The sequence below is a fragment of the Acidobacteriota bacterium genome (genome assembly GCA_028875725.1).
Lineage (GTDB): Bacteria > Acidobacteriota > Thermoanaerobaculia > Multivoradales > Multivoraceae > Multivorans.
Genome location: JAPPCR010000014.1, coordinates 1 through 11,702, shown reverse-complemented (window position 1 = coordinate 11,702; position 11,702 = coordinate 1). Strand labels below are relative to the sequence as shown.

Below are 11,702 nucleotides of genomic sequence, written 5' to 3'. Positions count from 1 at the left end.
ACATGCTAGATCGTAGCTCCAAGGTAAGCATGTGATCCGATCCAAGACCATTCTTGGCGAGGCTGGCCGTCGCCAGTGCGCCTTTGTCCTTCTGGTCTGCCTCGTACTGCTCGGCTCGCTCCTGGCGGCCGGGCACGGACACGATGAGCTCGAGGTCGGCGAACACGACTGCGTCGCCTGTCACCTCCAGCAGACCCAGTGCTTCCAGGAACTCGATGCTCCGACGCTCGTCCTTGACGACCTCGGGGCATCCTGCGGCGCCGCAGGGCCCGACCGTCCGGTCGTTGATCGGCCTTACCTGCCTGCGCCGCCCCGCGGTCCGCCGTCACCCGCCTAGGCCGCCTCTCGATCCAGCGAGCCAGTCTCGCGGGACGCTCGCGCGATTCGTCGCACGACTGCCGAGCGCCCGCCGTTCGTAGCGCCCTGCCGCGCGCCTGAGCCTCTTCGCTGGCACGCGGGGGTCGGGAGTGACTCGGTCTCCGAACGAGACCGCCAAGAAACTGAAGGGACTTTCCATGCTCGAAGCAAGAGAACTGTCGAAGTCGTTCAACGGCGTCGTCGCACTCGACGGCCTGAATGTCGAGGTCCAGGAGGGCGAGATCCTCTGTTTCCTCGGCGCAAACGGCGCCGGGAAGACAACCGCCATCAACCTCTTTCTGGGCTTCCTCGAGCCAACGAGGGGCGAGGCGCTGGTCAAGGGGAAGAGCGTCCGCTCCGATCCGGTTTCCGCCCGTGAACACGTTGCCTACATCCCGGAGAGAGTGGCGCTGTACCCCGACCTCTCCGGTTACGAGAACCTGAGGTTCTTCGCCGAGCTCGCCGGGAAGCGTCTGGAAGAGAGCGAACTCCTGGAGTGCCTGGACACGGCGGGGCTGCCGCGTGATGCCAACCACAAGCTTGCTTCAACCTACTCCAAGGGCATGCAGCAGAAGGTCGGGATTGCCTGTGCACTTGCGAAGAGCGCGGAGATCCTGCTCCTCGATGAGCCCCTGGCCGGGCTGGACCCCAAGGCGGCCAACGAGTTCTGCTCTCTGCTCAGGGAGATGCGGAGTCAGGGCGTTGCCGGCTTGATGGCTACACATGACCTGTTCCGGGCTCGTGAAGTCGCGAGCCGGATCGGGATCCTGAGAGACGGGCAACTGGTCGACGTGATTGCCGCAGCGGACGTGACGGCGGCTCAGCTCGAGACGCTCTATCTCGAACACATGCACGAAGGCAGGGAGGACGCGGCATGAAGGCAAGAGTCATTGCAGCGAAGGAGGCGCTTGTTGCCCGCAGGGGCAAGCGACTCTGGGCCCTGAGTCTTGGCGTGATTGCCGTCATGGTTGCCTCGATGGCGATCGGGCTCAACCGGACGGCAACCTTCGAAACGGAGCGTGCCGCTGCCGCGGAGAGCGACAAGGCGGTCTGGCTGGACCAGGGAGTCAGGAACCCGCACAAGGCAGCACACTTCTCAAGATACGTATTCAAGCCGATCCCCACCCTGGCGAGTTTCGATCCCGGCGCCATCGACTTCGGCGGCATCGCCGTCTGGATGGAAGCACACATCCAGAATCCGTCCCGGTTCAGGCGCGCGGAGAGCACGGGCGACCTGTCGAGGTTTGTCGGGCTCAGCCCGGCCTGGGTGCTGCAGGTCATCATGCCGCTGATCGTCATCCTCCTCCTGTTCGGGTCCTACGCAGGGGAGAGAGAAGACGGAACGCTACGGCAGGTCATGAGTTACGGCGTCTCTCCGGGCGCCGTCTTCAAAGGCAAGTTGCGAGGAGCGTCGTCAGCGCTGCTGAAGCTGCTCCTGCCCGTGTTCGCGCTGATCGCCATCGCGGTCTTCGTCTTCGACAGGGGCTATCCGCAGGAAGACCTGCCGGTACGTCTTCTCGGAATCGTCGGCATCTACGGGATCTACCTCTTTGCATTCGCGATGCTCACCATCGGAGTCTCGGCGCTCAGCCCGAGTCGGCGTTCCGCGGCTGTCTCCCTTCTCGCCATCTGGTGTCTGGTCACCGTGCTCCTGCCGCGCTTCGCCAACGATGCCGCGGTCACTGCGACGCCCCAGCCCGACAGCTACCAGACGTGGAAGGACCTCGAGGAGATCAAGGCCGAGTACTGGGGAGTCATTCCCGCCTTCGGCATTCCGCTCACCGACATCAGAAAGCGGGAAATGGCCAGCTTTCTCGAGAAGTTCCAGGTTGCCAACGTGGAAGACGCGCCGGTGCCGTGGAGCGCCTGGGAGCTGCAGGCGAGCGAGGAGTACTCCGACCCGCTCTACGACGCCTACTACGCCGGCCTGAACGACCTGTACGGCCGCCAGGAGGACACCCGGTTCTGGCTCACTGCGTTGTCCCCGACGATTTCGGTCATGGCGCTCTCCTCAGGTCTCTCCGGCTCCGACCGCCTCCACCACTACGACTTCGTGAAGAGCGCTGAAGAACACCGGCGGGTCGTGATCAGGCAGCTCAACGAAGACCTGCTCTACAACTCCGGGGCCGATCCGATGGTCTACGAGTCGCCGACCAGCTTCTGGGGCGAGGTTGCCGACTACCAAGCCGGTCCGCCGCCGCTGACGAACTTCACGGGGAGCTATCTCCCCTATCTGCTCGTCATGGTGCTCTGGGCGAGCGGGGCCTTCCTGTTCGCACGTTGGGCGGCGTTTCGGGCCGCGAACATGGAGACCGCAGTATGACCAGCGCCCTGGTCAAGCTCGAGCTCTTACGGCTCCGTCGATCCAGGGCCGCGTGGGCCATCCTGGCCTTCGCACTCTTCGCGTCCTTCTACTCCGTGTGGTCGGGAGTCTCCTGGCGAGCGTCTCATTCCGCGTCCCTCGTCGCCTACGAGGCTGCAATCGAGGCGAAGATGGACGTTTGGCTCGAGACGCTCGTGGCAATCGAGTCCGGGGAGCGCTTCGCCACGCCCTTCGACGCGCGCCCCTCCCAGGTGGAGTTCGCTGCGACCCATCCCGTGGGGCCCCTGGGACATTTGGCGGTGGGCAGCGCGGAGTTGCTGCCGGCGCGCGCGAACATCGGGCCTCTGAAGAACCAGAACCTGATGGTGGAGCGCTATGGATTCGAGAACCCGACGACGCTGACCCTCGGCAGGTTCGACCTGGCATTCCTCATCGTCGTCGTGCTCCCGCTCCTGATGATCGCGCTGTCATTCGACGTGATCGCCGCCGATCGGTCGCGCGGCACGATCAGCCTTCTTCTCGCCAGCCGGGCCAGCAAGCAGCGAGTCATCGCGACGAGATTGCTGGTTCGCAACGGAATCCTGGGCGGCATCGTCGCGCTCGCCGTCGTTTTCGGCATCGCGATGGCGCCCGAGGGCGCCGCGGCGTTCGGGCTGCTCTGGTCTCTCGTGTTCCTCGCCTACAGCCTCTTCTGGCTCGGGCTCATCTACCTGGTCGTGGGCAGAACGAGCCGCAGTGAAACGTCGGCCGCCGTTCTCGTCAGCCTGTGGGCCCTGTTCACCTTCGCCGCACCGGCTCTGGCCAACAGTGCGGGCGAAGCCCTGTACCCGCTTCCCTCGAATCTCGACTATCTGTCGGATGCGCGAGTGGCGCAGAACGATGCCTGGAAGCGTCGTCCTGAACTGACTGCCAAGTATCTGAGCGACCATCCCGAGCTGGTCGCCAACGAGATGGAAGCACCGGAGTTTGCTCACGCCTACTTCCTGGCGAACGTGATGGAGATCGAGAGCACGGCGCCGATCGTCGCGGCCTTCGAAGAGAGTCACGCCCGTCGATCTGCCTTCGTCGACAGACTGCAGTTCACATCTCCGGCGATTGTCGCGCAGCGCGCCCTGTTCAGAATCGCCGGTTCCGACTTCGACCGGACGCTCTCGTTCCTGACACAGGCTCGTGCCGCGCTGACCAATCTCAACGACGAACTGCGGCCGGTCATTCTCGCGAGCAACCGCATGTCGACCGAGGACTTCGCCGCGCTCTCGGGATTCGAGTTCGAGTCGAACAGTCCGGCCACTGTCCTTGGGCAGATCTCCATACCGGTGGCCTTTCTGGTCGCGTGCCTCTGCCTGTTCGTAGCCCTGGGCCGTCCGGGGAACAGATACTCCCCGTTCGCCTAGCGGACGAAAGAAAGGAAATCCCGAAGACCATGACCTCTAGCTCCCGACGTGTCGGTCTCGCTTCTCTTGGACTTGCTCTCCTCTTCTCCTGGCTTCCGGCGGCTCAGGTGTCCGCGAGCGATGACGCCGCTGCGGCTTCGGAGGACGACGCGGCGCGCTCGCAGGATGTCGTCGTGTTCGACGACATCGTCGTGACGGCCCGCTTCGTCGAAGAGGACATCAGCGACGTACCCTTCACGGTGAACGTCGTCGATGCGGAGGAGATTCGGCTCAACCGCCTCCTCTCTCTCGAGGACCTGTTCCTCAGCGTGCCGGGAGTGGAAATCACGAGTTTCAACGACACCTCGAATGCCAATGTCCGGATCCGGGGCGTGGGCGCAATCAACAAGACGAGTCGTGACGACAGTTCCGTGGTGATCTACATCGACGGAGTGCCGCAGCCGATCGGCGCTTCGACCCTCGGCACGCTGGACTTCGAATCGGCCCAGGTCCTCAAGGGTCCTCAGGGCACCCTGTTCGGTCGCAACAGTGAGGCCGGGGCGATCCAGATCGTGACGAATCCGGCGGTCTTCGAGAATGGAGGCTACGCCCGCGCCGAGTACGGGGAGGAGGCCCAGTACCGGGTGGAAGGCGCGTTCAACGCCGCGGTTTCGGACAGGGTGGCCCTGCGCTTCGCCGGAAACTACCGGAGTGAGGACAACCACATCATCAACCCCAACGACTCCGAGCCGATTACCACGCCGAGCAGTCTGAATGCCCGAGGGAAGCTCCGCTGGGACGTGACCGACAGGGTTGCGCTCAATCTGACGAGCAGCCACGCCCGCCTGCGCGACTCCCCCTTCATCTACTCGCTCCATCCTCAGACCGATCCGCCGCAGATGGATGCCCCTCCCGGCGCCGTCGATGGCGACAAGGACGTCGATCAGTGGACGATGAGGGTGACCGCCAACCTTGGCGGGTTCGACTTCACCTCGATCTCGGCGTACGACGAGACCGCGAATCGGTCGACCGGGATTCTCTACGAAGGCAGGATCTTCCTGCCCCAGTTGGGCTTCGTCCCCGCCAACTACGGCGTCGTCAACAACAGCTTCGAACGCGAGTTCTTCAACCAGGAGTTCCGTTTGAACTCAAGGGGAACGAGCGATCTGTTCTGGGTTGCAGGCGCGCACTACTACGACGACACCAGCAAGTCAGCGTCGTTCGATTACGAGGACCCGTTCTTCTTCCCCTTTGTCGCCCTGAACGCGGACATCAACGAGCGTGACTTCAATACGACGACGAACGCCGTCTTCGGCGAGATGACGTATCCGTTGACGGATCGACTGGAGTTGACCGCCGGCGTTCGCCACACCTGGGAGAAGAAGGACTTCCACATCGTCTGGGCACCCAACCGGTTCAATCCGAACCCGCTTCGCTTCGTCGAACTGGAGCAGGACCTGAGCGACGACTACCTCACCGGACGTACCGGCCTCAACCTGCACGTCAGTGAACGTGTGTCGTTGTACGGGATCTACAGCCGGGGTTACAAGGCCGGTGGCTTTGCCGACCGAGGCGCCAACGTCACGCGGGGCCGGCTGGACGCGCCGTATGCGCCATCCAGGGTGAACTCCTACGAGGTTGGATTCAAGAGCGGCGTGGGGAGCGGCGACGTCCTCCTGACCGGGGCCGTGTACTTCAACGACGTCAAGGACGATCACATCTTCACCTTCAACTTCTTCACCCAGGAAACGGCGCCCGAGAACTTCGACACCGAGACGAGCGGAGCCGAACTGGAGCTGGATTGGAGAATCACGAACACGCTCACTCTGCGGTCCGGCCTCAACTACACGGAGGCGGAGATCACGGGCGTGCCGGCGAACAGCTTCGCGCGGGTGCCCGTCGGAAGCAGGGTGCCAAACAGCGCCCACTTCAGCGGTTCACTGGCACTCACGCACATCCAGCCGCTGGGTTCGACTCGCCCGGGTGGCCTGGAGCTCCGGAGCCACCTCAACTACAACCACCTGGGGGAACGCTTCGCGGACCCGGCCAACCGTCTCCTGTTCGACGCATACGACAGGGTGGGTCTGCGTGTGGGTCTTGGGATGGGCCCGCGCGAGATCTACTTCTGGGGCGACAATCTGCTGGACGAGGACATCTACATGTCCGGCATCGTGTTCAATGCTCCGGCAAGCACGATTGCCCGCGGACGCAGAGTCGGCGTTGGCGTGAGCTACAACTTCTGAGAGGCGGCTTCTTCAGCTCTGACCGCCCGGTGCCGTCAACCCCGTCTGAGTCAGCAGGAACGTAGCCTCCGCGGCGACGAACTCGACCCGCTCCGACATCGGCAGACCGCGGCTGGCGGCATGACCGGCATACGGGTGGTAGCGCATGATCACCGGCAGTCCCGATGACGAGGCCGCCTGCAACCGGGCAGCGACCTTGCGGGCCTGCAGCGGCGGCACCCGCGTGTCCAGATCGCCCTGGGTCAGCATGACCGCGGGGTACGCGACGCCGTCGCGGATCGCCTGGTACGGCGAGAAGCCGCGCAGTGACTCGAACTGGTCGGGGATCTCGCCGTCGCCGTACTCGAGCAGGGCGGGCATGTTGTTCGTTTCGGAGAAGGTGTAGAAGCGGATCAGGTCGAGTTCGGGGAAGCCGCAGAGGACGGCGCGGTAGAGATCGGGGCGCTGGGTCAGGGAGGCGCCCACGAGCAGTCCGCCGTTGCTGGCGCCGTGGATCGCCAGACGGTCCGGGTCGCTGTAGCCCTCCGCGATCAGCCACTCGCCGGCCGAGATGAAGTCGTCGAAGACGGTCTGCTTGTTGTGGAGCATTCCGGCCTGGTGCCACTCCTCGCCGTACTCGCTGCCGCCGCGCAGTGTGGCGACGGCGTAAACGCCGCCGGCCTCGAGCCATAGAGCGGCCAGCGGGTTGAACCGCGGAGTCAGGGAGACGTTGAAGCCGCCGTAGCCGTTGAGCAGGGCCGGGGTCGTACCGTCGGGCTCGAAGTCCTCCCTGTGGGCGATGTACATCGGCGCTGACGTGCCGTCCTTCGAGGTGTAGCGCACCTGCTTCAGCACGTAGCCGGTGCCGTCGAAAGGCAGTTGCGCTTCCCGGAAGACCTCCCGCGTGCCCGTCTCGAGGTCGAGCAGCCAGGTCACGGACGGCTGGAGGTAGGAGACGAGCGATAGCAGCGCCTTGCCCTCGCCGGCCCCCCGAATGCTGGCGTTGTGGTGCTCTGGCACCTCGATCTCGCCGGCCGGCGTGCCGTCGAGTTCGAAGACGCGGATCCGGCTCGCGACGTGGTGCAGGTAGGTCAGGTAGAGCTTGCCGTTGATCACCGACACGCCTTGGAGCACGTCGTCGGCTTCCGGCACGACCTCGTTCCAGTTGGCGACCTCGGGTTGGTCGAGATCGATCTCCATCAGCCGGTTGAGCGGCGCGCCCAGGTTCGTGCGCACGAACAGACGGCCGTCGTTGTGGTGGGTGTTGAAGCGGGCCTCCATGCCTTCGACGATCGGCGTCGCGCGCCAGGTTCCGACCTCGACCAGGTAGAGGTCGCTCCGGGCCCAACCGTGCTGGACCCCGACGAGCAGCTTCTCCTCGTCGAGCTGTTCGGCGCGAACGAAGGCCCGCGGTCCGATCCCCTCGCCGAACACGAGGGCGTCCTCTGCCCGCTCGGTGCCGAACCGGTGGAAGCGGACGCGCGGTCCTTCCATCCGGTCGCGGACGGTGTAGTAGATGCCGCTGCCATCCTTCGCGAAGAACGCCTGGTCGTTCAGCGCCCTGGGCATCTCGAAGTCCAGGTCGACGTTCTGTTCGAGGTCCCGCAGGCGGACCGTCGTCTCGTCCTCGCCGCCGATGCGGACGTTGTAGAGCAGGAGCTTCCCGTCGGGCGAAACGGAGACGATCCCGAGGTGCGCGTACTCGCTGCCGACTTCCGCCGGGTCGATCACGACCTCGTACTCACCGGCCGGGTCGATCTTCGCGGGCCCGGCGTCGGCATCCTCGGGCGCCGGACGACGCACGATGGCCGCCAGCTCTTCGCCCGTCCGGCGCAGGGTGAAGAGCTCGTACTCGCCGGCCTTGTTCGGCGAGCCGACGGCCGGCGTATCGATCAGCTCACTCAACCGCCGCCGCGCCCAGTCTCGCTCCGGCGGCTCGCCGACGATCAGCTCGGCGTACTCGTTCTGCCGGTCGATGAATGCGCGGGTCTCCGGGCTGTCCTGGTCCTCCAGCCAGCGGTAGGGATCCTCGAACTCGACGCCGTGGAGCGTCTCGGTGAAGGCAATCTGCTCCGTCTCCGGGGGTGGCGGATAGTCCCCGCCGCAGGCAGCGAGGCCGAGGAGAAGCAGGGCGGCACAGGTCAAGGACCGGAGCTTTGGCGAACACAGGGGGCTTGGCATCATGGTGAGTACGATCCTTGGTGGGTTCGTCGAGGTCGTTCACCCTACCTTCGGGAGACTCGACCATGAGACGGACGTCAGCAAGACGGTCTCGACGGGCATTCCGTAGAATGTCGTCCAGGCGGGTAACTGCCGTTCGTGCCCCATCGCGGTGTGGAACCGCGGACTTGGAGGAAGGAAGGGACGATGGGCGTCGACTGCGTCTGGACGTTGAAGCTGGCGATCCAGACCCATGAAGAGAACGACGTTTGGGTGGCGAACTGCCCGGCCCTGGACATCGCCAGCCAGGGAGACGATCCGGAGGACGCCATCAAGATGCTGAAAGAGGCGCTCCAATTGGTGATGGAGCACTGCCTCGAAGAGAACCGGTGGATGGCCTTCCTCGAGGAACGAGGAGTGACGCCCGCGTCTCGTTGACCAACAGCCGCGCGTCTGGCACAGTGATCAGCGTGAGCACTCCGCTCAAGCGTGTCGTCGCGGTCGCCGTCCTGCTCGGATGCCAGACGCCGGGTGCCTTCGCGCTCACCGCCGGGGTGGACCTGGCGGCTCATCTCTTCGCGTCTGAGCACGAGCACGACACCGCTGCCCTCGCCAGGTCGGCGACGCACGGGCACCACCACGACGACGAGGTCGTGCCCGACCACGACCACGACGTCACGCTGGACGCCGACGCCGGCTTGCTGCGTCTCTGCCCGTCGTCGTCGGCTGTCCTTGCCGCGCCGCTCTCGTCGTCGGTGACGTTCGCCGAGGGATCGCTCTACGAAGCGGCCTCACGACGCGGACCGCCGGCGCCACTCTTCCGGTCTCACTGCGCACTGCTGCTCTGATCCGCGGCCTTAGGCCCGGGTGCGATTCGCGCCCGGAACCTGGACGTGGAAAGGAGTCAGCATGCATCGTTCCATCCTGATCGGCCTCTTTGGAGGCTTCTTCGCCGTCGCCGGAGCGGCACAGGACCGGCCTGTCGTCACCGAGGCTGAGTTCCTCTCGGTCCTCGACGAGACGCACCCCGCCGTTCGCGAGAGCGCCGGGGTCGTAGGGCTCGCCGAGGCCCGTCTGCTGGCGGCCCGGACACTCGACAATCCCGTCGTCGAGGCTGTGCGGGAGGATCCTGACGGTCCGATCGGCCAGACGGACGTTCTCGTTTCCTGGAAGATGCCGGACGCCGCCCGCGCCCCGGAGATCGAGGCCCGCGAAGGCGAGATCGGGGCTGCCCGTCGTCGCCTGGCGTACGACCTGCTGGGCTACCGCCTGGCGATGAGGGAGGCCTACGCTGGCTGGGCGGTGGCCGACGCGCGGCGGCAACGACTGACGCTCCAGGCCGAGCGGGTCGGGTCGCTTGCGCAACGCGAGGCCGTTCGCGCGGAGAGGGGGGAAGCGTCCGGACTCGAAGCCCGCCGGCTGGGTTTGGCCGCCGCTACGCTGCGGTCCCGCGTCGCGCTCGCCGCCGGGGCGAGCGAACGGGCTAGAGCCGAAGCGGCAGCCTGGCATCCCGGTTTGCCGGCGAACGCGCGGCCGGTTCTGCCCGAACTGCCGGCTGCGCCGTCGCTGGATGGTGCGGACATCCGCGTGCGTGCCGCGGAGGCGGACCTGGCGGCGGCCGAGCTGGCCCAGCTTGCGACCCGGCCGATCGTGGCCTCGCCGGAGGTCACAGTGGGCTGGCGCCGGCAGGATCTGACTCCCGGCGCCGTCGACGGGCCGATCTTCGGTGTCGCGTGGTCCGTTCCGCTCTTCGACCGGCGGCAAGCGGCGCGGCAGAGCGCCGGCGCCGGCCTGGAGGCCGCTCGGGCGCGGCTCGAACTCGCGGAGCGGGAGTCCGCGGCCGCGCGGAACGCGGCCAGCACGAACTTCGCACGACTCGCGGCCTCCCTCGCCGAGGCCCGCGAGGAACTCGGCGCCACGGAACGGATGCTGGACAGCGCGGAGGCAGCCTTTCGCCAGGGTGAGGCCGGGCTGACCGATCTGCTCGAGACACACCGCTCGGTGACCGAGGCGGAGCTGGCGGTGCTCGATCTGCACGAGGCGGCGCTGGCGGCGCACCGGGAGCTGGAACGGCTGGCGGCTAGCCGGGAGGGAGGGCCGGGGTCATGAGGTGGGGCGAAGCGCGGATTGCCTTGGCGGCGTTGTTGCTGACGGCCTGCGTTGGCTCGCCGCCCGCCGAAGAGCACGATCATTCCCACGAAAGCTGGTCGGTCACGGCTCTCGGGGAGCGGTTCGAGGTCTTCCCCGAGATCGACGCGCTGGCGGCAGGTCACACGGCGATGGCCCACACGCACGTCACGCGCCTGGCCGATTTCGCACCGCTGTTACGGGGAACGGTCGAGATCGTCCTTGTCGATGGGTCCGGCGAGCAGATCTTCCGCGCGGACCAGCCCGCCGCTCCTGGGGTCTTCGACATCGAGGTGACGCCCCAACGTGCCGGCGAGGCGGACCTGCTCTTCCGGATCGACGACGGGAACGGAGTCGAGGAGATCCCGGGAGGCGGGCTCCGCGTTGGCACGGCGGACCACGCGGAAGGCCTCCTGAAGGTACGGTCGCTCCCCGTTGGGTCCGACGGCGGCGAGCCCGTTTCCTTCCTGAAGGAACAACAGTGGCAGGGCGGCTTCGCGGCCGCCTGGGTGCGGGAGGGCCGCCTCGCCCGGAGCGTCGCCGGCGTCGCCTCCTTCCGCCCGCCGGCCGGCGGCGAGAGCACCATCACCGCGCAGGTGGACGGGGTCGTCCAGCCACCAGCGGGAGCCCGTTCCTGGCCGTTCGTCGGCCGCCGCGTCGAACGGAACGATGCCCTGTTCCGGGTGGTTCCGCTGGTCGCCTCCGAGCGGAGTCTGGCGACTCTGGAAGGCGAGCTCGAGGCGCTGGCGACGGAGCTGGAGAGCGCGCGGTCGCGCAGCTCCCGACTCCGGGAACTCCTGGCTCTCGAAGCGGTCAGCGAGCGGGAGGTCGAGGAGGCCGGGGTCCGCGCACGCATGCTCGAGGCGCGGCACCGGGCGGCGGAACGGGACCTCGAATCGGCACGTGCCTCGCGCGAAGGCGGAGCGGACAGCGCCGGCATCTCGCCGCGGGCGCCGTTCTCCGGCCGGATCGCCGCCGTGACCACGACGCCCGGGGCGACGGTCTCTGCCGGGGAAGCCCTCGCCCGCCTCGTGCGGACGGACGTCGTGTGGATCGAGGTCGCCCTGCCCCCGCAGGATGCGCGGCGGCTCATGGACGCGGGCCTGCGCGGTCTGGTGCTCGACGACCCGGAGAGCGGGC

Annotated in this window: 10 protein-coding genes; 9 read left to right on the top strand and 1 reads right to left on the bottom strand. The window is 66.6% G+C overall.

Going from position 1 to position 11,702, the window contains the following annotated elements; genetic code table 11:
• Nucleotides 1-31: 31 nt before the first annotated feature.
• From OXI49_11400 to OXI49_11380, 5 genes are all read left to right on the top strand, one after another.
• On the top strand, nucleotides 32-337 hold the full coding sequence (locus tag OXI49_11400) for a hypothetical protein (protein ID MDE2691111.1): 306 nt from the start codon (nucleotides 32-34) through the stop codon (nucleotides 335-337).
• Nucleotides 338-515: 178 nt separating this feature from the next.
• Nucleotides 516-1,235: an ABC transporter ATP-binding protein gene (locus tag OXI49_11395; GenBank protein ID MDE2691110.1), complete on the top strand. Its 720-nt coding sequence runs from the start codon at nucleotides 516-518 to the stop codon at nucleotides 1,233-1,235.
• Complete coding sequence (locus OXI49_11390) at nucleotides 1,232-2,680, top strand: DUF3526 domain-containing protein (GenBank protein ID MDE2691109.1); 1,449 nt, start codon at nucleotides 1,232-1,234, stop codon at nucleotides 2,678-2,680. Before OXI49_11395 ends, OXI49_11390 begins: the two co-directional genes overlap by 4 nt.
• The gene (locus OXI49_11385) at nucleotides 2,677-4,074 is read left to right on the top strand and encodes a DUF3526 domain-containing protein (protein ID MDE2691108.1); all 1,398 of its coding nucleotides are present in this window, start codon (nucleotides 2,677-2,679) and stop codon (nucleotides 4,072-4,074) included. The genes OXI49_11390 and OXI49_11385 overlap by 4 nt, the downstream gene beginning before the upstream one ends.
• 107 nt (nucleotides 4,075-4,181) lie before the next feature.
• Nucleotides 4,182-6,296: a TonB-dependent receptor gene (locus OXI49_11380; protein ID MDE2691107.1), complete on the top strand. Its 2,115-nt coding sequence runs from the start codon at nucleotides 4,182-4,184 to the stop codon at nucleotides 6,294-6,296.
• 12 nt (nucleotides 6,297-6,308) lie between these two features.
• Here OXI49_11380 and OXI49_11375 read toward each other — a convergent pair whose 3' ends face one another.
• Nucleotides 6,309-8,459, bottom strand: a complete 2,151-nt coding sequence (locus OXI49_11375) for a prolyl oligopeptidase family serine peptidase (protein MDE2691106.1) — start codon at nucleotides 8,457-8,459, stop codon at nucleotides 6,309-6,311.
• 183 nt (nucleotides 8,460-8,642) lie between these two features.
• On the opposite strand from OXI49_11375, the gene OXI49_11370 reads away from it, so the two are divergent.
• The 4 genes from OXI49_11370 to OXI49_11355 form a co-directional block, all read left to right on the top strand.
• Nucleotides 8,643-8,873 (top strand): type II toxin-antitoxin system HicB family antitoxin, encoded by a 231-nt coding sequence (locus OXI49_11370; protein ID MDE2691105.1) that lies wholly within the window; start codon nucleotides 8,643-8,645, stop codon nucleotides 8,871-8,873.
• 32 nt (nucleotides 8,874-8,905) lie between these two features.
• On the top strand, nucleotides 8,906-9,283 hold the full coding sequence (locus OXI49_11365) for a hypothetical protein (GenBank protein ID MDE2691104.1): 378 nt from the start codon (nucleotides 8,906-8,908) through the stop codon (nucleotides 9,281-9,283).
• Nucleotides 9,284-9,344: 61 nt separating this feature from the next.
• Nucleotides 9,345-10,544 (top strand): TolC family protein, encoded by a 1,200-nt coding sequence (locus tag OXI49_11360; protein MDE2691103.1) that lies wholly within the window; start codon nucleotides 9,345-9,347, stop codon nucleotides 10,542-10,544.
• A partial coding sequence (locus OXI49_11355; GenBank protein ID MDE2691102.1) for an HlyD family efflux transporter periplasmic adaptor subunit occupies nucleotides 10,541-11,702 on the top strand: 1,162 nt, incomplete at its 3' end. The genes OXI49_11360 and OXI49_11355, both read left to right, overlap by 4 nt.